Origin of the sequence: Paenibacillus sp. FSL R7-0345, from assembly GCF_038595055.1 — a bacterium.
Taxonomy (GTDB): domain Bacteria; phylum Bacillota; class Bacilli; order Paenibacillales; family Paenibacillaceae; genus Paenibacillus_AQ.
Genome location: NZ_CP152002.1, coordinates 3,882,966 through 3,905,554 on the forward strand (window position 1 = coordinate 3,882,966; position 22,589 = coordinate 3,905,554).

The following is a 22,589-nucleotide window of genomic DNA, read 5'->3' on the forward strand; positions in this document are numbered from 1 at the left end:
AACCTCCTAAAAGTTTGTTAGTGCTTCGAAAGCATAAGCTTAAGTTTAAGATATATTGCAGAAAAGGGTGCCGCCCTTGTAAAAGGACGGCAGGTTCAAACCTATCTTAGAATTCCAGAACTTTCTTCACGGCTGCTACTACGCGTGCCGGTGTAGGAATCCAGCTATCCTCGATTTGCGCGAATGGATAGACGGTATCCGGACCTGCTACACGAAGTACAGGCGCTTCAAGATGCAGAATCGCTTTTTCGTTGATTTGCGCGATAACTTCAGCAGCAACGCCGGAGCTCTTCTGCGCTTCCTGTACTACAATTGCACGGTTGGTTTTTTTCACGGAAGCTACAATGGTATCAATATCGATCGGGCTAACGGTCCGCAGATCGATAATTTCAGCCTTGATGCCTTCCTTCTCCAGCTGATCAGCCGCTTTGGTAGCAGTATGTACCATCAGACCGTAAGAAATGATGGTTACATCAGAACCTTCACGGACAACATTTGCTTTACCCAGTTCAACCGTGTATTCACCTTCAGGTACTTCAGCGCGGAACGCATGGTACAGGTTAAGGTGCTCCATGAAGAATACAGGGTCATTATCGCGGATCGATGCGATCATCAGACCTTTTGCATCATAAGGGTTGGAAGGAATAACAACCTTGATCCCCGGGCTTTGTGCAATCAGACCCTCAAGGGAATCCGTGTGAAGCTCAGCAGCCTTAACGCCGCCGCCAAACGGTGTACGGAATACGACTGGAGCATTATATTTACCGCCGGAACGGTAACGCAGGCGTGCAGCCTGGATAACGATCTGGTCAAGAGCTTCATAGATGAAGCCGACAAACTGGATTTCAGCGATTGGACGGAAGCCTTGTACCCCGAGACCAAACGCCAGACCGCCGATTGCGGACTCGGCAAGCGGTGTATCAAATACACGGTCTTCGCCAAATTCTTTCTGCAGTCCTTCAGTTACGCGGAAAACGCCGCCTACATTACCAACGTCTTCCCCAAAGATCATAACATTAGGGTCGCGATTCAGTTCAACGCGCAGTGCGTCACGAATTGCTTCTTTCATATTCATTTGTGCCATTGCCTGATATCCCCCTTATTCGAAATCGGCTTTTTGCTCTTCCAGATGCTTCGGAGTTACCTCGAACATACTGTCGATCAAGCCTGAAACGGTCATTTTTTCGGTTTGCTCTGCTTTTTTGATCTGTTCATTTACAGTCGCTTTCGCTTCTTCTCTCACGCGAGCTGTATCTTCTTCGGTCCAGAGGCCTTTCTTCTCCAAATACTTGGCAAGACGGGCGATTGGATCCTTCTCGTTCCATTGGCCTTCTTCATCCTTGGAACGGTATTTGCTGGCGTCATCAGAGAGGGAGTGCGGACGGAAACGGTAAGTTACAGCTTCAATCAGCGTAGCGCCTTCGCCTTTGCGAGCACGTTCTGCAGCTTCCTGAACCGCAGCAATTACTGCAAAGACGTCCATGCCGTCTACTTTGATTCCCGGAATACCAACTGCTACTGCTTTGTGGGCAATGGATTTGGAAGCCGTCTGCTTAGCGAACGGAGTCGTAATCGCATAACCGTTGTTCTGTACGAAGAAGATTACCGGCAGCTTGAAGCGTCCGGCAAAGTTCAGGCCTTCATAGAAGTCGCCTTCGGAAGAACCGCCGTCACCTGTATAGGTGATTGCAACATTCTGCTGTTTCTTCAGTTTGAAGCCCATTGCAATCCCGGTAGCATGCAGGATCTGCGCGCCGATGATGATCTGCGGCATAAGTACATTAACGCCATCCGGAATCTGTCCGCCGTGCTGATGACCGCGGGAGTACAGGAATGCCTGATATAATGGAAGTCCGTGCCATACCAGCTGCGGAATATCGCGGTAGCCCGGGCATACGAAATCTTCTTTCTGCAGTGCAAACTCACTGCCGATCATGGTTGCTTCCTGTCCCGATACCGGAGCGTAGAAGCCAAGGCGGCCCTGACGGCCAAGGTTAACCGCACGGTCATCCCAAGTGCGGGTAAATACCATACGGTACATAATTTCTTTCAGTTGATCATCGGAAAGTGCAGGCATCTTCTCTTTGTTGATAACCTCTCCATCTGGAGAAAGCACCGAAAGGGCCTCCACGTCCTCTGTATACACTTCATAAGGAACTCTAGTCATCATTTTCACCTCAATAAAAAAATTTGAACATCAGTGGTATCTGTTATAGAATTATTATACACCTGTTTTATATATTTCGTCAAAGAAATACGCATAAAATTTATGTTCTCATAAATTTTGTATGTATAACAGGAATTTGAATATCCTATAACAGATTTGTTTTTTTCAAGCACGTAAATGATTTTTCACACATTTGCTGCTTGGGTAATTTTAACGTAACCGCATGTGTAATGCAAAATTCGACAAGAAAGGCGACGATTCAGTCATGAGCGAACCTGTTTTTCTGAAACGTACAATCGTTAAGCAAACCCTTTGGAGTGAACAGCTGCAGGAGGAACGAAAGCTCCGCATTTATCTTCCCCCGGGCTACAATGAAGTACTCAGCTATCCGGTAATTTATTGCCAGGACGGTGAAGAATTTTTCAATTTCGGCCGGATCGCCACCCTCGCCGGACAGCTCATTATAGAAGAAGACATCGAACCGTTCATTATTGTAGGCGTCGAGGTGAACGTGGCCGTCCGGACGCAGGAGTATGCCCCCTTCGGCAGCCGGTTCAAGCAGTACCTTGCCTGCTTCGCCGAAGAAATTATTCCCTTCATTGAACATAATTATCCGGTCCGCCGCACTGCAGATCAGCGGATTATCGCCGGAGATTCGCTGGGCGGCAGTGTCTCCCTGCATCTCGCACTGGCCTACCCCGGATTGTTCAGCCGCGTGTTGAGCCTGTCCGGCGCTTATTATCCGGAATCCCGTGACCTGATTGCCCGGGAGGAGGATCTGTCCTGGCTTAACATCAATATGGTAGTGGGCCTGCAGGAAAATCATTATCAGACTGACACCGGCGTATACGACTTCGTCCAGATGAACCGCGATACGAAGGCACTGCTTGAAGCACGCGGTGCTACCGTCTCCTACCGTGAGAAGGACGGCAAGCATCTTTGGGGATTTTGGCAAAAAGAGCTCCCAGAATCATTACTCTATTTTTTAACCCCATGAAACAGCTTAAAATGACGAAACAGTGAACGAATTGCTGACTTATGTATAAATGGTGTTTGTTTGCGCTTCCATCCTAAGACGGGCACACGGTGCCCGTCCTCTTTTTTTAAGGACGGTTACCGGTCGGGCTAAATATGCTCATACGTACTAATGCTACTCTACAGACTGCTGCAGCTTCTCTTGGACAATCCTGTCCAGCAGCACATCACAGCCCGCATCCATAAGATCATAGACCTGCTCGAAATTGCCGGTAAAATAAGGATCAGGCACCTCGCGCAGCTCCTCGTCCGGAAGCAGGTCCATAAAGAACAGCAGCTCCGCCTTATCCCCTCCGGGAAGCTTGCGGACATTTACCCCGTTCGAGTTATCCATGCAGACGATATACTGAAAGCTGTCAAAATCACTGCTGTCCACTAGACGGGCAGTCATATCTGCATAACTGATCCCATACTGATCTAGAATACGCCGTGTCCCCTCATGGGGTACCTTACCGATATGCCAGTCACCTGTTCCCGCTGAATCCACCTTTACGGACTCCTGCAGGCCGCGCTGCGCTATTTTGCTGCGGAGAACCGCTTCTGCCATTGGCGAACGGCATATATTGCCCAGACATACGAATAATACGTTTACGATTTCTCTCACCTCCCGGCAGACCTTTATTCTGTGCTCACAGCCGCGGTATTCCTTCTATATAGAAGAAATCCGCTACATCCATTTTAGCGTTACCGGCTGTAATTGTACAACTTTTGGCATCTGCATTATACTTTGGGGAGGATGACAAGCTATAAACATCAATAGAGGAGGGAGATTCATTTGCCATCCAAACGCGTTGTTATCTTTGCCGGAGGTGTGCTGTCTGAGGACTTTTTGCACCATATAGATGAAGATGATTTTATTATCGGAGCGGACAGCGGCGCATTATTCCTGGTCAGCCACGGTATTACACCGGATATTGCCGTCGGAGATTTCGATTCTGTCAGCCCCGAAGCGCTGGAACAGATTAAAGCAGGCAGCAAGGAGACAATCACCTGCGATCCTGTTGATAAAGACCTGACAGACAGTGAGCTGGCGCTTGATCTGGCCCTGAATATCCAGCCTGAATCCATCCTTATGATGGGAGTAACAGGTACGAGAATGGATCATACGCTGGCCAGCATCCAGATGATGACCAGAGCGCTGCATCGCCAGGTGAGCTGTTCCATAATGGATTGTCATAACTTTATCACGCTTACCGGATCTCAGTCGCTGGTTCATGAACAAGGCTTTACCTATGTCTCCCTGCTTCCGCTGACTCCTGAGGTTACGGGTATCACACTGCAAGGCTTCCAGTATCCGCTGGATAATGCAACGCTTAAGCTGGGCCAGTCCCTGGCCGTCAGCAACCGCTTGCTGGACAAAACGGGTGTGGTTACCATTGAGAGCGGCCTGCTGCTCATTATTCAGAGCAAGGATTAATACATATCCGGAGACATCGTTGTAACCTTTGTTTCAAAAACGAAAAACCGGGAATCTCCTTTATCCATAAGGGATTCTCGGTTTTTTTATGCTTCTTCCGTCTTTAATTATTAATTTTTTGTAACTTTTAATGTTTTTTTAATATAACGCTTCCAATGCAGGCCAGGCTTGAATTCAAGACAGTTCTGGAAAAATATAGGCCGCCTATAAACTGCTATACTACGAAACAGAGAACGAAACATACAAGAAAGATATAAACCTGGGAGGTATTACAATTTGAAAAAACATCAATGGTTTAAACAAGCAGTTGTCGTGGGAATGTGCACTACAATCGGTCTGAGTACTCTGATGGCTACAGGAGCCGGCACAGCACCCGTTGCTGCTGCATCGGCGACAGCCTCTACCGGACAAAGCATTATTAATTTGGGCAAAAAATACTTAGGCACACGTTATCAGTTCGGCGCATCTACGTCGACTACCAAATATTTTGACTGCTCTTCCTTCACTAAATATATCTTTGCAAAATACGGCGTAGACCTGCCGCGTACCTCTGTAGCCCAATCCAAGGTCGGAAAAGCGGTATCCAAAGCGGATCTGCGGGTCGGTGATCTGGTCTTCTTCTCCAGCGGCAGCCGGGCTAACGGCAAAAATGTTACACACGTAGCGGTATACGCCGGTGACGGCAAGATTCTGCACACCTATGGTTCACCGGGTGTAACAGTATCCAACCTGAATTCAGGCAACTGGAAAAAAACCTACCTGAAAGCACGCCGCGTGCTGTAGCAGGTAAAGAATTCTCACCTGAGCTTATAAACCTGCAGGGCCGCCGTCCGGCGCCCTTAGCATATAGCCGGTGCCGCGCACCGTATGAATCAGCTTGTTCCGGTAGCCCTTGTCTACTTTAATGCGGATATGCCTGATATACACATCAACTACATTGGTGTCCGCATGAAAGTGGTATCCCCAGACATGCCGTAAAATCTCGTCCCGGGGACAGATTTCCCCCTGATGGGCAGCAAGATAATACAGCAGGTCAAACTCCTTGGGGGTCAGGCTGAGCCGGGCTCCGTCCCGGCTGACCAGTCTGCGGCTGGAATCCAGCATCAGGCCGTCAATTTTGATGAACGATTCGAGTCCGCGGCGGCGTCCGGTGAGCCAGAGCAGGTTCATCACTCTGCACCTGAATTCCCCGGTATGCAGCGGGCTCTTCATATATTCATTTCCGCCCGCTTCAAATACGGCAACTGTATCCTCGCTGCCCCCTTCCCCTGCGATTACCATCACCGGCATAAAGCTCCCCTGCGACCGGTACTCCGTAATGATGTCCCACCCCTGCCATACTCCGGCATCACTGGTTTCCGCAAGCAGCAGGACAGGCCGTATTCTGGTCAATAATAAGCGAAGATCCTCGGGATCTTCGCTTATTTCCGTTTGAAGCCCCAGTTCACTGAACAGTTCTTCGATCTGTTCACGATTCACGCCTTCAGCCTGAGACGTATCCCCCTTAAACCAAGCGACTATTTCATTCATTGAATTACCCCGCATCCATCAGCCTTGCAGAGCGGTCATACCGCCGCAGATAAGGCTTAGAATCCCCACAAAACAAAAAGACCATTCCGGTTAGAACGGTCTTTTGCTTTTAACACCCTGCCGGGATTGCTATTTCCGGAGATCAATCTCCTGAAATTTCGCAACTTCCGTCTCCCAGCGCTCGCTTACAAAAGCCTGATGGTCAGGATGGTTATTATAGCTCTCATAGTCTTCCTGACTTGCAAACTCCATCGAGAAGCAAAAATCATATTCACATTTGCTGCTGATCTGCTGCAAGGCTTCGAACTGGCGTACAACCGGAATTCCGCTAAGGATCTTTTCGCCATCCTGCAAAAAGGTTTGTGCTTCTTTAGAATCCGCCGGATATTTCAGTGTAAAAAGTGCCATATGTCTGATTGTTCCTGTTCCCATCATCATCTCTCCCTTGTATCAGCCAAAATACCGGTGATACACGCTGCGCGCTGCAGCAATATCACTGGTTCCATGAATCAATGCCCGCCCGTCGGCAAAAATCACCAGACGGTAAGGTTCCTCAGTAAACGAAACAAGGTACGGATTACTGTCTACCTTTCCGGTGCCAAGCTTCGCAAGCCGTGCAGCCGTCTCCTGCAGATTAAGCTGCTGGCGGTGCGCCGGCCGGATCTGCACCGTGTCCCTGCCGCATAGTACATCGCTGCGCTCCGTGTTCGCGGCGCTCAGATAAGGGTAGACCGCATGATTGCCGCAGGACGGGCAATTTTCTTTTTTCGCTGCTTTGACGCCTATTTCCTGGTGTTCATTGCGCCATACGTCAAAGCTCAGCAGCCTGCCGCGCAGCTGCTCACGCCGGCCGCCCAGCAGCTTGAGCGCCTCTGCGGTTGCATTGGCAGTCACAAGCTGAACCGCCTGCGGCAGAATGCCTGCGGTATCGCAGGTATCTCCGCCAAGAGGAACGGTTCCCAGCAGGCAATTCAGACACGGCGTCTCTCCCGGGAGAATCGTATAGGTTACCCCGTAGCTGCCCACACAGGCCCCGTATATCCAGGGAATGCCGTGTTTCTGGGCTATATCGTTGATAATCAGGCGGGTATCAAAATTATCAGTCCCGTCCATAATCAGATCCACCCCGGGCAGCAGGCTCTCCAGCTCTTCCGCACGCACATCCATGATGTGGGCTTCGATCATAATCTCTGAATTAATCTGTTGCAGCCTGGCCTTGGCCGCTTCAGCTTTGGGTGTCCGCAGGCGGGCATCTTCTTCCGTGTAGAGCTGCTGCCGCTGAAGATTGCTCCATTCCACGTAATCCCGGTCAGTCAGAATCAGCCGTCCGACGCCGCAGCGGGCCAGCGTTTCGGCAATACCGGTGCCCAGCGCACCTGTACCAACAATGAGCACACTCGCCTGCGCAAGCCCGGCTTGTCCACCGGCACCAAACGGCACAAACCGGACCTGCCGGGAATAGCGGCCGTTCTGACCGGTAATTTGGATATTATCACTGTCATTCATTCCTGAACAGCCCCCTAAATTGAAAACCCGGGAAACAGCAGCCTGCTAAGACTGCTTGTACCCGGATTCTGAAATTAATCTTATACTTTCTGTGCGGACCACTGCTCAACATTCCAGGTCTTGGTTACCCAATCCTCGTAAAATTCCGGTTCATGGGAGACGAGCAGCACGGTGCCTTTATATTCCTGCAAGGCGCGCTTCAGCTCAGCCTTGGCAATAATATCAAGGTGATTGGTCGGTTCGTCAAACAGAATCCAATTGCTCTCACGCATCATCAGCTTGCACAGGCGCACTTTAGCCTGTTCGCCCCCGCTGAGCATGCTCAGCGGGCGGGTAATATGCTCGTTTTTCAGCCCGCAGCGGGCCAGATGGCCGCGCACCTCATTCTGGGTAAGGCTGGAGAATTCACTCCAGACATCATCAATCGGCGTAACATTGGCCGCCTTCACTTCCTGCTGGAAGTAAGCGGAATTGAGGTAATCTCCCAGATAGGTTTTTCCGCTGAAAGGCGGTATCACTCCCAGAATGGTCTTCAGCAGTGTGGATTTCCCCACTCCGTTGCTGCCGACGATCGCAATTTTGTCACCGCGCTCAATCATCATATTCAGCTTCGGCAGCAGCGGGCGGTCATAGCCGATTTCAAAGTCAATTCCCTCAAACACCGTTTTGCCGCTGGAGCGGCTCTCTTTGAACGAGAAGCTCGGCTTGGCGGCTTCCTCCGGACGGTCGATCCGCTCGATGCGGTCGAGCTGCTTTTCACGGCTCTTCGCCCGGCCCGAAGTAGAGGCACGCGCTTTATTTTTCTGGATAAAATCCTCTTGCTTCTTGATGAATTCACGCTGTTTCTCGTAGGCTTCAATATGCTGGGTCTTGTTCATTTCAGCCATATCCAGGAACTTCTCATAATTAGCCGTGTAGCGTGTCAGCTTGCCGAATTCCAGATGATAAACCACATTAACAACCTTATTCATAAATTCAGTATCGTGGGAAATCAGCATAAAAGCATACGGATACTGCTTCAGGTAGTTGGTCAGCCAGTCGATATGCTCAACGTCCAGATAGTTGGTCGGCTCATCCAGCAGCAGTACGGTCGGTTTCTCCAGCAGCAGCTTCGCCAGCAGCACCTTGGTCCGCTGCCCCCCGCTCAGTGAAGCAACGTCACGATCCAGCCCGATTGCCGAGAGGCCGAGACCGTTGGCCATTTCCTCTACTTTAACATCAATCAGATAAAAATCACCAATATCTAGCTGTTCCTGGATTTCACCCATCTGCTCCAGCAGCAGTTCAAGCTCCTCCGGTGATGCTTCGCCCATTCTGTCAGTAATGGCTGTCATTTCCTTCTCCAGCTCCAGCAGCGGCAGAAAGGCATCTTTAAGCACGTCCCGCACGGTTTTTCCCGGGGCAAGATTCGTATGCTGATCCAGATAACCATAGCGGACCCGCGGTGTCCATTCTACTCTTCCGCTGTCCTTGAGCAGGGTTCCGGTCAAAATATTCATCAGCGTCGATTTACCCGCGCCGTTCGCTCCCACAAATCCGACATGCTCGCCATCCAGCAGGCGGAAGGACACATTCTTGAACAGCTGACGGTCACCAAAATTATGTGAAACATCTTCTACAGTAAGTAAACTCATAAATTCTCGTTAAGCTCCTATCTATTTTTAGCATGTGGCTATAATCTGTCTATGCATATAACGACCATTTTAGCACAGGTGTCCCCCCGCTGAAACAGGAATTTAGCGGCTTTGCGCCTTTTTCTGAAATATTCCACTGCGTTTTACAGGAAAATGAAGCTTTCCCGTCTCTGTCAGCAGGCAGTCCAGCATATGGACCAGCTTACCGTTACGCTGAAAAGGATTCTGCTGCAGCGGCAGGCTGCTAACCTTAACCCGGCCATGCAGGGCAGCGGCCAGCATGCCAGCAGCTGAAGGAGCGGCCAGCGGCAGACAAATGTGCCAGTCCACAGTGGGCGTGTGCCGGCTGCGCCGCAGCCAGTGCAAGGTATCCTCCAGCCGCCAGTCAGCGCCGGAAGAGAGCAACAATTGTATACTGCTGCTGCCTAATATCTCTAGAGCCCCGTCATAACCGCCTGTGCCAAGGTCTACGACAATGTAGCTATAGTGTTTATCCTTCAGTGTTCTCAGATCCCCCTCCGCAGGACGCGGCCAGTAATCTATCCCTTTCCAGCTGACAGGGGCAGCTTGAGGATCAGCTGTTTCTGAATCTGCTGGATGATCCAGCAGGCTGCATATCCGCTCGTGTACGGTAGAATCAGGACTGAGGCCAACCCACGCGGTCTTTCCCTTCCGCGCAAGGCAGCCGGCAGCTGCCAGTGAGGTATGCGTTGTGCCGAGGCCTGCAGCTACGCCGAGCAGGGCGATTACCGTTGCCTGCGGGTTAACGGAGATGTCTGAAGTTGTCTCCGCAGTACCTTGTTTTCCCCTCCAGGCAGGCTTGCTGCCAGACTCCATTACATGTTCAAGCGCCAGCAGCACTTGCTGCGCGCTTTGATATCTCTCTTCCGGATGGTAACGCAGCAGCCGGCGAATGACCGGAATCAACCCTGCCATGCTTCTGCCGTCCAGCCTGGACTCCATCCCCGGTTCCCAGCGGCTGTACAGCCCGCCGGAAGCCATATACAGCATGAGTGCCCCCAGACCATACAGATCCGAGACCGGGCTGCTCTGCCCGCTGCCGTATTGCTCGGGCGCAGCAAAGCCGGCAGTGCCGAGCTTTTCGGTATCTTCCGCAGCTCCCTGTCTGTAGCTGCGGGCTATTCCGAAGTCGATCAGCTTTAGTTCACCGGCTCCAGTCAGCATAATATTTGCAGGCTTCAGGTCACGGTAGACAATCGGGGGATGATGACTGTGTAAGTAATGGAGCACCTCCAGCAGCTGGCGCACATAGGCGGCGATCTGTCTTCCATCAAGCGGGGCAGCCTGCTCTTTTATGTAATCCGACAGCGTAACGCCTTCTATATAATCCATCACCAGATAGCAGTAACCCTGCTCATCCGGCGGAAAGAAATCTACAACCCGCGGAAGCAGATGATGATTTAATGAGATTAACAATTCTGCCTCCGCCTCTACAACTCCCAGTGTTTCACGCTGGCTGATGCTCTCCTTAACAGCCCAGTGCTGGCCCGGCAGCCTCATATCCTGAACCAGATATACGTGACTCATCCCCCCTGAGCCAATCTTCTGTACAATCTGGTACCGCCCGTCCAGAAGAAGTCCTGCAGCCAGCTTCGATTCAATCATCATTTTCCGTCTCCCCATTCTCTTGGAATATAAAAAAAGAAAACCTCCCGCTGCTGCAGCCGTACCGGCACAAGGCCGGCGGCGCAGACAACGGGAGGCTTTCCCGGTTAATCATGTTGATTATATGATTAATATTTAATCATATAAAGTGTTATTTCATCACGGTTATGGAACAGCTGTTTAGCCCGCTGGAGCTGCATCCGTTCCCCTTCGAACATGGCGATGATCTCCTTGATTACAGCCATCGGCTTCTTGTGCATCAGCTTCACGGTAACTACGGCTGTTCCGCCCGGTGCCAGGCTGTGCAGCAGACCTGTGACCAGCTTGGCCATCAGCTTCGGGCTCCAGCTCATATCACAGACGAGCAGATCAAATTCACTCTCGCTGAATTTGACTTCGCCGGCATTCTTGCGCAGAATCTTCAGGTTCGGCTGATTGCGGAGTGATTCATGCATCAGCGCCGGATCGATTGCCGTGACCTTCAAGCCGCGTTCCAGCAGAAACGAAGTCCAGCCGCCGGGCGAAGCGCCGATATCCACTGCATTACGGAAGCTTGAGAACGGAATGGCAAATTCCTTTTCGGCTTCCATCAGCTTGAACTTGGCCCGTGAGATCTGCCCGTCCTCCTTGCGGAAGCGGATCATCCCGCCGTTCCAGCTGGACAAGTTATCCTCCGGCCGCGAGACCCCGGCGTACAGCGCATCCCCGTCTGCATAGACGGAAATAACCCAGGCAGGCTCCTGCACGGTAAAGTCTGCTTCCAGGTCCGCGAGCCGCTCCTGCAGCCATTCGCGCAATTCACCAGGGCTGTCCGGCCAGAAGGATGAGGTTCCCTTACGGACATGCAGGGATACCTTTTCGCCTTCCAGCTCACTGCGCCGGCTCAGATAAACCGCCAGCCGCTCCAGAGCAGACATATCCCCCTGGTCCTGGAATTGCACCGGCTGGATATGCCGCAGAAAGATTGGCGGATTACTGCTGAGCGTCCCTGCGATCTCAGCAGGTTCACCTTCCAGTGTAGCAAGAAAGATCTCGCCCGGCAGCAGCAGCGTGCTCTTGACTGCACCGAACAGCCGGCGCAGCTCTTCCTGCGCATAAGGGGCAAAGCCGTGATTGGCGGTGCAAATGTAACGGGAGAGGATTTTTTCTTCCGGAGCAGCAGCCTGCTCTCCGGTTTCTTGTGTTAAATCATTCAAATCAATTGCCTCCAGGTCTGATTTTTATCCAGGGACGACCGCCATCCCATTCAACATCCACAGGAATATCAAATGTAGCCATGATCATTTCCTTCGTCAACACTTCTTCTTTCGGGCCGGAGCCGGCCAGCTTGCCGTCACGGATTAGCGCCACATGGGTAAAGAGCGGCACGATTTCCTCAACGTGATGGGTAACATAGACGACAGAGACGTTGCGCTGCTTCAGCTTATCAACTTCAGCAAGCATCTTTTCACGTTCATACAGGTCAAGGCCGGCACATGGCTCGTCCATGATCAGCAGCTTCGGTTCAGCTATCAGGCATCGGGCCAGCATAGCCTTCTTCCGTTCCCCCTGGGACAGGGTGCCGAACGGATGATGCGCCAGCCCGCCCAGATTCATATCTTCGAGCAATTTAATCGCCTGCTCTTTTATATGCTGCGGAATGGCCTGATAGAAACGCAGGTAAGCGTAAGCGCCGGTAGCTACCACTTCCCAGACAGGATCGCTGAGCGACAGCTTTTCCATCAGGGAAGGTCCGATATAGCCGATTTCCTTGCGCACTTCACGAACATCACATTGCCCGAATTTGTAGCCGAGTACTTCTACCGACCCGCTGCTCGGAAACAGATAGCCGGTCATCATTTCAAGAATCGTTGTTTTGCCTGAGCCGTTCCGGCCCAGAACAACCCAGTTTTCGCCTGGCTTCATTTCCAGGGATACATCATCAAGAATCAGGCTTTGCTCTCTCCGCAGGGTAAGATGTTGTAATGATATCATTTATGAGGTCACTCTCCTTATGTAATCCAGCATCTGCTCCACAGAGCCCATCGAATACAAAATTTCCGGCTCGCTTGTCCGGTCCGCCCCGGCTGTCATCAGCGCCGGTACACTTGTTATGCGGTAGCGGCCGACAATCCCGGGCAGCATGTTTACATTGGCTTCAGCAATCAGGAGGCCGGGAGGCAGCAGATGTGCTGCAACCTCCAGCATGCGCCGGGCGGCTTTGCAGGTTCCGCACAGCGGCGTATGCAGGAAAACCACCAGCGGCTCGCCCGGCTGCTGCAGTGCTAACGTCAGCTCCTGTTCATTCATCTGCTTAAATACCTTCATATCGCAGTCACTCCTGCAGCAATTGCTGCCAGCAGCTCATAACCTGGCGGACCATTATGCAGCACGGTCCCTTCAGGTATTGCAGCATAGAGCAGCTCATACATGACTTTGCGGCCTGCAGGGCTTGAGGTATGCAGAAAGATTTCACGCGGATACAACCCTTCCAGTACAATCCGCCTTGCTACCTCATCCCCGCTGTAATCGTCCGGCCCCATGTCATAGTCCAAAGACAGAATATGGACCTCGCATTCACGCAGGAGCAGCAGACATTCCTCAGTCGTTCTGGCCAGTGTAAAGCCTTCAGGCCGCTTGCGGTAATCATCCATAAATATATTAATCACGGCTAACCCTCCGCTTCATACCATTTGCGTACAGCTGCGATTTCTCCGCGGTGGGTACCATCGGGACCTTTGGCGGTCTCCATGGCAACAGCAGCCCGGCGGAACGGTTCAGTGAGCAGCAGCTCCCGCAGCTTGTCTTCACCGATATACCCCTGCCCGATACCTGCATGCCTGTCCCGGCGCAGCCCGTAAGGGAACATGGAATCATTCAGATGAACCGCAACAAGCTGAGGCCAGTAGCCCAGCCCTGTTCCGCGTCTAATCAGCTCATCAGTCTGCTTCGGGTTCCAGATGCCGGCGGCAAACGCATGACAGGTGTCGAAGCAGAAGCCGATCTTTTCGGGATAACGGCTAAGCTCGCGCACCTTGACCAGCTCTTCCAGCGTCATGCCTTCACTGCCGTGATTGCCGGCCTGGTTCTCAATCAGCAGCTTCGCCCGGCCCTCCCAGGCCTCCAGCGTTTCATTCATACATTGTATAATATTTTTATAGCCTTGTAACGGCTCCAGAACGCCAAAGGTCCCGAAATGCACTACGATGCCCAGCGAGCCGCACGCTTCGGCGATTTCCAGATCATTGCGCAGGGATTCCACCATAACCCTTCTTGAAGAAGCGCCGACCGTGCCGGCCGCCAGATTGGTCGGATAAGGGGTATGGGCGATCGATACCATCTGCTGCTTGCGGCAAAAGGCCGCGCAGGCCTCAGCATCCCGCACATCAAGCGGCTTCAGCTTCAGGCTACGCGGATTCTTCGGAAAATATTGAAAGCATGCCGCACCGCTCTCCCAGGCGAACCGGGCCGCATGGCCATATCCGCCGCGGATGCTGACATGAGCCCCGATTTTGGGGCTAGGCTTCATGCTGGCAGTCCGGGCAGTAGAATACTTTGCGTCCGGATTGCTCAACCTTTACAATAGTTCCCCCGCCGCGCAGACAAGGTTCGCCTTCACGGTCATACACTTTACACTGGTCATTATAAGAACCGGTCACCGTATCGCCGACCATAAACGGCATTTCCATATAACCGCCGATATCAGTCGCTTCCGTAAGCACCTTGCGCATACTTTCATACAGACGCGTCACGGCATCCGGGGACAGATTCTGCACCAGAACCGACGGCAGCAGTCTTGCTTCAAAAGCAATTTCATCTGCATAGCAGTTGCCGATGCCGGCCATCACGTGCTGATTTACAAGCAGGCTTTTGAGCGCTCCTCTGCGGCCCTTCAGCAGCGCCGCGAACCGCTCCGCCGTCATCCGGCGGTCCAGCAGCTCCGGTCCCAGCTTGCCCATCGCCGCTTCGCTCTCTTTCACCGACAGCAGATGGAGATAACCCAGCCGCAGTCCCATGAAATAAAGGATCTTGTCACCGAAGGCCAACTCTACCTGGGTAGTCCGGTCCGGACGCTCTTCCTCGGTGCCGTAGTACAGCAGTCCGCCCAGCATCAGGTGCAGCAGCAGCCTGCGACCGTCATGCAGATGGAACAGAATATGCTTGGCCCGCCGCTCCACAAACACGATGCGTGCGCCAAGCAGGGCCTTTTGGAAGGCCTCTGCTTCTATGTTAATCGTCTTCTCCCGGTTTACGGTCACACCTGTAATCGGTACATTTATAAGATGCTGGCTAAGCAGCCTTCTGTAATTCTCCATTTCCGGCAATTCCGGCATTGATCATCGTCCCTTCTAGGTTGGTAAAAAAACTCACACCTTTGCCATTATACACCGAGCATCGCCATAAGTTCAGCTAAATCGCGGCAAATTTCATCAGGAGTCACTCCTGTAACGGTTTTATAATGCTCCAAGTTCTCCTCTGTAGTCAAACCTGTCAGCACCAGCACCGTCCTGCAGCCGGCATTGACCCCCGCAGAAATATCTGTCCGCATATTATCGCCGACCACGACCGCCTCTTCCGGTTTAATGCCGAGTATAGACGCTGCATAGGTAACCAGGTGTGCTTCCGGCTTGCCGATCACTACCGGCGCAACACCGCTGGCCGCCTCAATCGCTGCGCCAATCGTTCCCGCCCCTGGCATAACCCCGTCATCCGACGGCAGCATTAAATCCGGATTGGTCAGCACGAACTTCGCCCCGCCCATGATCCAGCGGGAAGCCCGTGCCAGTGATTCATATGTAAAAGCTCGATAGATGCCCTGCACCACATACTGCGGGTCATCCTCAACAATCTTTAGGCCTGCTGCCGTACAGGCATCAATCAGCCCTTCTTCTCCAAGTATCGCCACCCGCGCCTCCGGTAATTCCCCGGCAATATAACGCGCAGCTGCAAGCGACGAGGTGCATACCTCCTCCGCCTTTGCTTCAATCCCCATACCCCGCAGATGTGCAGCTACGCCTGCCGCTGTCCGTGATGAATTATTCGTGACGAACAAAAAAGGGATCTCTGCCGCCCGCAACCCCTCAATCAGCTTATCCGCACCGGGAATCATCTGCCCGCCGTGAAACAGCGTTCCGTCCAGATCGATCAGCAAGCCTCCGGTATTATTCATGATTGTCCTCCGTCTCCGCAAATTTAATTTACTGCATTAAACATTAACCCTATTAAATTAGAAAAGACAATTAAAAAAACTGCTTCTGCCAGATGATACTAATAGTCATAAGGTACCACAACAACCAGCCGGCACTATCCCGGTTTCGTCATAATCTCCACTGCTTCGTAGAGGAATGATATCTGTTTACTTAAAAGTTAACGCACCTGGTCGAACGTTAGCGAACGGCTGCAAGGCCCGGTCTTTTTTGACAGCACCCTGTCATTTCCTGCGCTTTCCCGGAAAATAATTTTGATTTCCCCGGGTATTTTCCGGGGCTGACGCCCGTTATTTTCTCCGGTATACCGGGAATGTGCAGAACTCCTCGGCCAGCAGAGTCTGCGGGAAAATCGCCTGCGCCTCGGCCAGCAGCGGAGCCAGATCCTCCTGCGTTACATAGCGCGAGCTGAAATGGGTCAGCAGCAATTCACGGCCTCCTGCCTGGCTGGCCAGCTCCGCCGCCTGGGCAGCTGTGCTGTGATGATACTGATAAGCCATATCGGCCAGATCATGGGCAAAGGTTGCCTCGTGGATGATCAGATCCGCCCCCATGGCCAACGGCAGGCTGCCCGGACAAGGCCGGGTATCGCCCAGTATAGTAACGATCCGCCCCTTCTTCGGTTCACAGATCACTTCGGCCGCCCGGATCACCGTTCCGTCTTCAGTCGTTATATCTTCACCCTTTTTCAGCCTTCCGTACAACGGTCCGGGCTTCAGCCCGTAGCTCAGCAGCAGCTCTGTATTCAGACTGCCCGGGCTGTCCTTCTCTGTTACCCGGTACCCGTAGCTGTCAATCCGGTGCTCCAGAAGACCCGCCTCAACCTTGAAGGTATCATCCTCAAAAATCATTCCGCCTGTGTGCTCCACAATCTCCAGCTTGTAGGGAATACGCGACTGGCTGACGGATAAGGATACGTCCAGAAAAGCCTTCAGCCCCGGCGGCCCATATACCGTAAGCGGGGCTGTCCCTCCCTGATAACCGCGGCTGGACAGCAGCCCGGGCAGGCCAAACAGATGGTCACCATGCAGATGGGTAATGAACAGCTTCTCCAGCTTGCCGAGCCGCAGCGGTGAGCGCAGCACCTGATGCTGTGTTCCTTCCCCGCAGTCAAACATCCAGAAGCTGCGCCGTTCCTCCATCAGCCTGAGGGCCACTGAAGTTACATTACGCTGTATTGTAGGCACCCCGGCATTGGTACCAAGAAAATAGATTTCCATTCCAGATCCTCCCTTCTTCACTCTTTAATATGCACAGCAGCCGTAGCTGCTTAGTCTCTGAACTGAATTTTACCCTTTTTAGGCACTGAAAGCACCTTTACTTTCACTCGCCTTCTCTACAGTACCAAAAAACCAGCAAAAAACCTCCCGGTTACGGGAGGTCCGCTGCCAAAGGAGGATCGCTCCCCTTCAGCTTAGTTGTGGTTCAGGCCTGGAGATTACAGCTTCTCCACATTGAAATACTGCGCTTCCGGATGGGCAAAAACCATCGCTGAGACAGAAGCTTCCGGTTCCATCATGAACCCTTCTGTAAGCTGAACGCCGATATCCTCCGGCTTCATCAGCTTAAACAGCGGCCCCTGATCTTCCAGATCCGGGCAGGCCGGATATCCGAAGGATACGCGGATGCCCTGATAACGTGCGCCATGCCGCTGCTTCATTGTCATATCTGCCGGGTCGGGGAAGCCCCAGGTATCCCGCATCATGTGATGGACGCGCTCGGCCAGTCCTTCGGCTACCTCCAGCGCGACAGCCTGCAGGGCATGGGAGCGGAGGTAATCCCCCTTCTCCTTCAGCTCGGTCGACATTTCACGGACGCCGTGTCCTGCCGTTACAACCAGGAAGCCGACATAGTCCATCACACCGCTGTCTACAGGTTTCAGGAAGTCAGCAAGGCACAGATAAGGCTCTACATTCTGTCTAGGGAACGTAAAGGTATGCAGCACGCTCGACTGGTTCTGCGGATCGTAGATCAGAATATCGTTGCCGCGCGACTGCGCCGGGAAGAACTGGTACATCGCATGAGGGGCAATTGTCCCCTCAACTATCGCCTGATGCAGAATATCGTCGACCGTCTCCTTGAGCTCAACCGTACGCTTGTCTCCGGCAGCGAGCTGGGCTTCCACCGAGCCGCGCAAGCCGAGATGATGGCCGAGCAGCATCTGCATGTTCACATAAGGAACGACGTGGCCAAGCGGATAATTACGCAGTACGTGCCGCTCAAGATCAGGAGGAGTAAACACCGGCGCATCCGCTGAAATTTTCGAGCGGACAGCCCGGGTCAATTCAGGCATTTCCTGCTTCGGAGCTACGGCTACAACGGCCTCGGCTTCCTGGCGTACCTCTTCCTCCAGCTTGACCCGCTCCAGCGGATTCATCAGCTTGTTGGCAATATCAAGGCCGTCCATCGCGTCCTTGGCGTACAGAACCAGACCGTCATATTCAGGCCGGATCCGGGTTTTGGTAAATTTACGGGTCAGCGCCGCCCCACCTACCATGATAGGCACGTCAATGCCGGCTGAACGCAAATCCTGTGCAGTGGTAACCATCTGCTGCGCCGATTTAACCAGAAGGCCGGACAGGCCGATGGCATCCGCCTTTTCACGGCGGAAGGCTTCGATAATATTCTCCGGCGGGACTTTGATCCCCAGATTGATGATCTGGTAGCCGTTATTGGACAAAATGATCTCTACCAGGTTTTTGCCGATATCATGGACATCACCCTTGACGGTTGCGAGCATAATCTTGCCCTTCACAGCGGTCTCATCCTTCTGCATGAATTGCTCCAGATGGGCGACCGACGCCTTCATCACTTCAGCGCTTTGCAGCACTTCAGCAACAATCAGCTCATTGTTGTTGAACAGCCGTCCCACTTCGGACATGCCTGCCATCAGCGGGCCGTTGATAATTTCCAGCGGACTGTCCTTGGTGAGAGCTTCATTCAGATCGGGAATCAGCCCTTCCTTGGTCCCTTCGACAACATAAGAGGCCAGCCGCTCCTCCAGTGACAGATTGGAGATTTTTTCTTTCTTCTCCACCTTCTTCTCACGGAAGGCAGCGACAAAGGCAGCCAGAGTCTCATCATTTGTATTGTAGATCAGTTCTTCAGCAAGCTTACGCTCCTCTTCCGGAATAGAGGCATAACGCTCTACCTTTTCGGTGTTCACAATTGCATAGTCCAGTCCCGCCTTGGTGCATTCATAGAGGAATACCGAGTTTAATACTTCACGTCCGGCTTCCGGCAGGCCGAAGGAGACGTTACTGATGCCCAGGATGGTGTGAACTCCGGGAAGGGCTTCCTTGATCAGCCGGATTCCATCTATCGTTTCCTTGGCTGACCCGATATACTGTTCATCCCCTGTACCGACAGGGAATACCAGTGTATCAAAGATCAGGTCCTCCGGCTGCAGTCCGTATTTATTCACCAGCAGGTCGCAGGACCGCTTGGCAACTGCCAGCTTATCATCCGCCTTGATAGCCTGTCCGGTTTCATCAATCGTCCCGACAACAATGGCCGCTCCATATTTATGGATCAGAGGGGTAACATGCTCAAACTTCTCCTCACCGTCTTCAAGGTTAATGGAGTTAATTATCGCCTTGCCCTGGCAGTACTGCAGCGCCAGATCAATAACCTGAGGGTCGGTGGTATCGATCATCAGCGGCACTTTCACTTTTTTGACGACAAGCTCCAGGAATTTCTTGATATCCTCACTCTCATCGCGGTCCGGGTCCTGCACACAGACGTCGATGACCTGCGCACCGCTCTTGACCTGTGCCCGGGCAATTTCTGAAGCTTCCTCATATTTGCCTTCAACAATCAGGCGTTTGAATTTCCGTGAGCCCAGCACGTTCGTACGTTCCCCGACCATGTACGGGCGGTTGGCATCCTCCACATATACAGGCTCAATCCCCGACAAGGCCGGCGGATGAGTCCCGTTCAGCTGGCGGGGCGGATAGGTCGTAATCTGCTCCACCATAGCCCGGATATGATCCGGGGTCGTTCCGCAGCAGCCGCCGGCGATGTTCAGCCAGCCCTTCTCGGCAAAACCCGCCAGCTTGCGGGCCAGCGAATCGGGAGACTCATGGTAATTCCCGTTTTCATCCGGCAGCCCGGCATTCGGATAACAGCTCACCGCCGCCGAAGAAATCTCTGACAGAGAACGGATATGGTCACGCATGAATTCCGGCCCGGTCGCACAGTTCAGTCCGATCGAGATCGGATTCAGATGCTCTAGCGAAATATAGAAGGCCTCGATATTCTGTCCGGCCAGCGTTGTGCCCATCGGCTCAATCGTACCGGAGATCATGACAGGCAGCGTAATACCGGTCTCTTCAAAAGCATTGCGGATTCCAATGCTGCCTGCTTTTACATTCAGTGTATCCTGTGAAGTTTCCAGCAGCAGAGCATCTACCTTGCCGTCGATCAGAGCAACTGCCTGCTCCTGATAGCTGGTTACCAGCTCCTGGAAGGTCACGCCGCCGGTAACGGAAAGTGTCTTGGTTGTCGGCCCCATTGCGCCTACCACATAACGCGGATGCTCCGGCGTATCGTATTTGTCTGCGGCATTCCGGGCCAGCCGGGCCGCCTCCAGATTAATCTCCCGCGCCTTCTGCGGGATATCATATTCCGCAAGCACGACAGAGGTCGCGCCAAAGGTATTGGTCTCAATCAGATCAGCGCCGGCCTCCAGATACTGCTCATGTATAGTCTGGATAACCTCCGGGCGTGTAAGCACCAGCATTTCATTACAGCCGTCAAGCTCTTCACCGCCAAAATCCTCTCCGGTAAGGGGAACCTGTTGAATCATCGTACCCATTGCTCCGTCCAGAATCAGTATGCGCTGCTGCAAGCTCTCAGCAAGTGTATATTTAGCCACTTCAAAATCCCCCCCGAAAAACATTAGAGTTAGTTTAGCAGAATAAAGCGAAATCGGAAAGCATTGCTTTCCACTCTGCATAATTGTTATTATTTGGCGGTTCCGGGGGCGGCGTACCGTTAAGGTGCAATGGTAAGCTCCTTGCTTGGCATTGAGTGCTGCGTGCGGGCCGTCACATGCGAAGTTACGCTGTACCCGCCCTCTTGTTCAAACACCGTCTCCGCCTCATACACGCCATTGCCGGCGGCCGTTCCCTTTAGCTCAAGCTTCACCGTATCATCATTCTTGCTTACAATTTCAAACAGCACTTCCCGGGCATCATCCACCGGCTCACCGGCCTGGGTAACCACCGCCTGAAACAGAACCGGCTCATTTACCTTTCCCTGTTCCGGACTCCAGCCCAGCTCCACCTTGATAGGTTCCATAGAGATATTTGCGGCAGCGTGCATGTGATCATGCTCTGTATTGTTCCCCGAACAGCCACCCAGTGAAGTTACAGCAACTATAAACAATGCAGCCGCCAGCTGCTTAGGTTTGATCATCCGGCATCCTCCCGATTGGATAATAGGTTCCATTCGAAGCTTACAGCGCGAGTAATCCATTCTGCTTCTATTATACATATAATTTTAAATATTGCCCCCGTATAAATCGTTAACAGGATTAAAAAACAGGACATTCATTCTCCGGCGCCTAAGCGTCTACTTTTGTAACCATAGGGCTGGTGTCAGCATAAGCTGTCGTCATAATGACTGCAGAAGGGTTGCTGAGTGAATTGATTAGTAAAGATCCTGTATACCACATTCTAAAGCTGCTTCAGGAGCAGGGAGAGCCGCACTTCAGACAAATCGGCATTGACGAACGGGACTTTATTGTTGCACTGCAGCATATCCAGAATGCCGGTTATACGGACAGCAGCGGGAGCGGGCTCAGTCAGGCCGGGCTAGATTACATCGATGGTTATGAGAAAAGAATTAAAGCTAACCGGGACTAAGCTTCAAACAACGCGAATACCCGTAATCCATACTCCTCGGATTACGGGTATTTCTTGTTATAATAGTCGTAAAAGGGGGAATTTAACTGAAATTACTGAATAAGCTATACTCCGAATATCTGGTTATACCCAGATTCTTCCGTTTACTGATGCTGTGGGCATGGATTGTTTTATTTTTCGTGGCCGGGTACAGATTGGGCTGGTTCAGCTCCAGGAACAGTTGAATGACAATCCCTATCAGCTCAGTCAGCGGCTCTCCTCCTTTCAATGTCAGCAGAGCAGTGCAGTGCTTACAGATTGCCGTCCTTTTTAACCGTTTCGTAGCGTTCACGGATTTCAAGATTTTTGGCATGATTGTACAGATCTAAGGCTGCAATCGCCCTGAGTGCAAGCTTTACAAACAGAACAAAGGCAATAACTCCTGCCCCTATACATGCTATCCATATCAAAAAGAAGAAGATACTAAATGCTCCGCTAAAGAAAAATCCGGGTTGGCTCATCATCAGATAACTCAGCTCCTTATAGAAAGTATTAACCGAGTATACCCCATTTGGAACAATATGTATGCGAATTCAGTCAACCTCCGACACCAAAAAAACCGGCCCCTTTTACAGGAAGCCG

General features: G+C 52.2%; 23 protein-coding genes. 4 read left to right on the forward strand and 19 right to left on the reverse strand.

All coding sequences use genetic code 11. The annotated features are described in order from the left end of the window. Positions 1–106: 106 nt before the first annotated feature. Both NST84_RS16430 and pdhA read right to left on the reverse strand, forming a co-directional pair. Entirely contained in the window at positions 107–1,084 is a 978-nt protein-coding gene (locus NST84_RS16430; protein WP_342561259.1) for an alpha-ketoacid dehydrogenase subunit beta, read from the reverse strand. A 15-nt stretch (positions 1,085–1,099) separates the two neighbouring features. After that, the gene (gene pdhA / locus NST84_RS16435) at positions 1,100–2,167 is read right to left on the reverse strand and encodes a pyruvate dehydrogenase (acetyl-transferring) E1 component subunit alpha (protein WP_342561260.1); all 1,068 of its coding nucleotides are present in this window, start codon (positions 2,165–2,167) and stop codon (positions 1,100–1,102) included. A 265-nt stretch (positions 2,168–2,432) separates the two neighbouring features. Here pdhA and NST84_RS16440 point away from each other — a divergent pair, with 265 nt between their 5' ends. After that, entirely contained in the window at positions 2,433–3,164 is a 732-nt protein-coding gene (locus NST84_RS16440; RefSeq protein WP_342561261.1) for an alpha/beta hydrolase-fold protein, read from the forward strand. A gap of 153 nt (positions 3,165–3,317) precedes the next feature. Here NST84_RS16440 and NST84_RS16445 read toward each other — a convergent pair whose 3' ends face one another. Further along, positions 3,318–3,797, reverse strand: a complete 480-nt coding sequence (locus NST84_RS16445; RefSeq protein ID WP_342566456.1) for a low molecular weight protein-tyrosine-phosphatase — start codon at positions 3,795–3,797, stop codon at positions 3,318–3,320. 180 nt (positions 3,798–3,977) lie between these two features. Between NST84_RS16445 and NST84_RS16450 the strand changes: the two genes are divergently transcribed. Together NST84_RS16450 and NST84_RS16455 are read left to right on the forward strand one after the other, a co-directional pair. Beyond that, positions 3,978–4,619: a thiamine diphosphokinase gene (locus NST84_RS16450; protein WP_342561262.1), complete on the forward strand. Its 642-nt coding sequence runs from the start codon at positions 3,978–3,980 to the stop codon at positions 4,617–4,619. 276 nt (positions 4,620–4,895) lie between these two features. After that, positions 4,896–5,402 (forward strand): C40 family peptidase, encoded by a 507-nt coding sequence (locus NST84_RS16455; protein WP_342561263.1) that lies wholly within the window; start codon positions 4,896–4,898, stop codon positions 5,400–5,402. A gap of 24 nt (positions 5,403–5,426) precedes the next feature. Here NST84_RS16455 and NST84_RS16460 read toward each other — a convergent pair whose 3' ends face one another. The 15 genes from NST84_RS16460 to NST84_RS16530 all read right to left on the reverse strand — a co-directional run bounded on the left by NST84_RS16460 (position 5,427) and on the right by NST84_RS16530 (position 21,519). Then, a complete protein-coding gene (locus NST84_RS16460) occupies positions 5,427–6,149 on the reverse strand; it encodes a response regulator transcription factor (protein WP_342561264.1) in 723 nt (240 codons plus the stop codon). Positions 6,150–6,278: 129 nt separating this feature from the next. Beyond that, complete coding sequence (locus tag NST84_RS16465) at positions 6,279–6,581, reverse strand: Dabb family protein (protein WP_342561265.1); 303 nt, start codon at positions 6,579–6,581, stop codon at positions 6,279–6,281. 18 nt (positions 6,582–6,599) lie between these two features. Further along, on the reverse strand, positions 6,600–7,655 hold the full coding sequence (locus NST84_RS16470) for a ThiF family adenylyltransferase (protein WP_342561266.1): 1,056 nt from the start codon (positions 7,653–7,655) through the stop codon (positions 6,600–6,602). 80 nt (positions 7,656–7,735) lie between these two features. Further along, complete coding sequence (locus tag NST84_RS16475; protein WP_342561267.1) at positions 7,736–9,289, reverse strand: ABC-F family ATP-binding cassette domain-containing protein; 1,554 nt, start codon at positions 9,287–9,289, stop codon at positions 7,736–7,738. A 102-nt stretch (positions 9,290–9,391) separates the two neighbouring features. Then, positions 9,392–10,933: a serine/threonine-protein kinase gene (locus NST84_RS16480; protein ID WP_342561268.1), complete on the reverse strand. Its 1,542-nt coding sequence runs from the start codon at positions 10,931–10,933 to the stop codon at positions 9,392–9,394. A 110-nt stretch (positions 10,934–11,043) separates the two neighbouring features. Continuing rightward, positions 11,044–12,111: an SAM-dependent methyltransferase gene (locus tag NST84_RS16485; protein ID WP_342561269.1), complete on the reverse strand. Its 1,068-nt coding sequence runs from the start codon at positions 12,109–12,111 to the stop codon at positions 11,044–11,046. A gap of 1 nt (position 12,112) precedes the next feature. Beyond that, positions 12,113–12,889, reverse strand: a complete 777-nt coding sequence (locus tag NST84_RS16490; protein WP_342561270.1) for an ATP-binding cassette domain-containing protein — start codon at positions 12,887–12,889, stop codon at positions 12,113–12,115. Continuing rightward, positions 12,890–13,222, reverse strand: coding sequence for a thioredoxin family protein (locus NST84_RS16495; RefSeq protein WP_342561271.1), 333 nt, complete (start codon positions 13,220–13,222; stop codon positions 12,890–12,892). After that, positions 13,219–13,560 (reverse strand): cyclic-phosphate processing receiver domain-containing protein, encoded by a 342-nt coding sequence (locus NST84_RS16500; protein WP_342566457.1) that lies wholly within the window; start codon positions 13,558–13,560, stop codon positions 13,219–13,221. The genes NST84_RS16495 and NST84_RS16500 overlap by 4 nt, the downstream gene beginning before the upstream one ends. A gap of 5 nt (positions 13,561–13,565) precedes the next feature. Continuing rightward, entirely contained in the window at positions 13,566–14,423 is an 858-nt protein-coding gene (locus tag NST84_RS16505) for a deoxyribonuclease IV (RefSeq protein ID WP_342561272.1), read from the reverse strand. Continuing rightward, the gene (locus NST84_RS16510) at positions 14,413–15,228 is read right to left on the reverse strand and encodes a DNA-formamidopyrimidine glycosylase family protein (RefSeq protein ID WP_342561273.1); all 816 of its coding nucleotides are present in this window, start codon (positions 15,226–15,228) and stop codon (positions 14,413–14,415) included. The genes NST84_RS16505 and NST84_RS16510 overlap by 11 nt, the downstream gene beginning before the upstream one ends. Before the next feature lie 47 nt (positions 15,229–15,275). After that, positions 15,276–16,064: an HAD-IIA family hydrolase gene (locus tag NST84_RS16515; protein WP_342561274.1), complete on the reverse strand. Its 789-nt coding sequence runs from the start codon at positions 16,062–16,064 to the stop codon at positions 15,276–15,278. 327 nt (positions 16,065–16,391) lie between these two features. Further along, complete coding sequence (gene rnz, locus NST84_RS16520) at positions 16,392–17,321, reverse strand: ribonuclease Z (protein ID WP_342561275.1); 930 nt, start codon at positions 17,319–17,321, stop codon at positions 16,392–16,394. Between the two features lie 218 nt (positions 17,322–17,539). Continuing rightward, positions 17,540–20,977, reverse strand: a complete 3,438-nt coding sequence (gene metH, locus NST84_RS16525; protein WP_342561276.1) for a methionine synthase — start codon at positions 20,975–20,977, stop codon at positions 17,540–17,542. 119 nt (positions 20,978–21,096) lie between these two features. Next, complete coding sequence (locus tag NST84_RS16530; RefSeq protein WP_342561277.1) at positions 21,097–21,519, reverse strand: FixH family protein; 423 nt, start codon at positions 21,517–21,519, stop codon at positions 21,097–21,099. 203 nt (positions 21,520–21,722) lie between these two features. Here NST84_RS16530 and NST84_RS16535 point away from each other — a divergent pair, with 203 nt between their 5' ends. Beyond that, positions 21,723–21,968, forward strand: a complete 246-nt coding sequence (locus NST84_RS16535) for a hypothetical protein (RefSeq protein ID WP_342561278.1) — start codon at positions 21,723–21,725, stop codon at positions 21,966–21,968. 290 nt (positions 21,969–22,258) lie between these two features. Here the strand turns inward: NST84_RS16535 and NST84_RS16540 are convergent, their stop codons facing one another. Then, the gene (locus NST84_RS16540) at positions 22,259–22,417 is read right to left on the reverse strand and encodes a hypothetical protein (protein WP_342561279.1); all 159 of its coding nucleotides are present in this window, start codon (positions 22,415–22,417) and stop codon (positions 22,259–22,261) included. Between the last annotated feature and the right edge of the window lie 172 nt (positions 22,418–22,589).

Bases quoted from the DNA above. Each gene is read 5' to 3' on its own strand.
- NST84_RS16495 (WP_342561271.1), bottom strand. From the start codon at position 13,222: ATGAAGGTATTTAAGCAGATGAATGAACAGGAGCTGACGTTAGCACTG.
- NST84_RS16530 (WP_342561277.1), bottom strand. From the start codon at position 21,519: ATGATCAAACCTAAGCAGCTGGCGGCTGCATTGTTTATAGTTGCTGTA.
- NST84_RS16510 (WP_342561273.1), bottom strand. From the start codon at position 15,228: ATGCCGGAATTGCCGGAAATGGAGAATTACAGAAGGCTGCTTAGCCAG.
- NST84_RS16490 (WP_342561270.1), bottom strand. From the start codon at position 12,889: ATGATATCATTACAACATCTTACCCTGCGGAGAGAGCAAAGCCTGATT.
- NST84_RS16465 (WP_342561265.1), bottom strand. From the start codon at position 6,581: ATGGGAACAGGAACAATCAGACATATGGCACTTTTTACACTGAAATAT.
- pdhA (WP_342561260.1), bottom strand. From the start codon at position 2,167: ATGACTAGAGTTCCTTATGAAGTGTATACAGAGGACGTGGAGGCCCTT.
- NST84_RS16515 (WP_342561274.1), bottom strand. From the start codon at position 16,064: ATGAATAATACCGGAGGCTTGCTGATCGATCTGGACGGAACGCTGTTT.
- NST84_RS16430 (WP_342561259.1), bottom strand. From the start codon at position 1,084: ATGGCACAAATGAATATGAAAGAAGCAATTCGTGACGCACTGCGCGTT.
- NST84_RS16460 (WP_342561264.1), bottom strand. From the start codon at position 6,149: ATGAATGAAATAGTCGCTTGGTTTAAGGGGGATACGTCTCAGGCTGAA.
- NST84_RS16480 (WP_342561268.1), bottom strand. From the start codon at position 10,933: ATGGGGAGACGGAAAATGATGATTGAATCGAAGCTGGCTGCAGGACTT.
- NST84_RS16470 (WP_342561266.1), bottom strand. From the start codon at position 7,655: ATGAATGACAGTGATAATATCCAAATTACCGGTCAGAACGGCCGCTAT.
- rnz (WP_342561275.1), bottom strand. From the start codon at position 17,321: ATGGAAATCTATTTTCTTGGTACCAATGCCGGGGTGCCTACAATACAG.
- NST84_RS16440 (WP_342561261.1), top strand. From the start codon at position 2,433: ATGAGCGAACCTGTTTTTCTGAAACGTACAATCGTTAAGCAAACCCTT.
- NST84_RS16505 (WP_342561272.1), bottom strand. From the start codon at position 14,423: ATGAAGCCTAGCCCCAAAATCGGGGCTCATGTCAGCATCCGCGGCGGA.
- NST84_RS16475 (WP_342561267.1), bottom strand. From the start codon at position 9,289: ATGAGTTTACTTACTGTAGAAGATGTTTCACATAATTTTGGTGACCGT.
- NST84_RS16535 (WP_342561278.1), top strand. From the start codon at position 21,723: ATGACTGCAGAAGGGTTGCTGAGTGAATTGATTAGTAAAGATCCTGTA.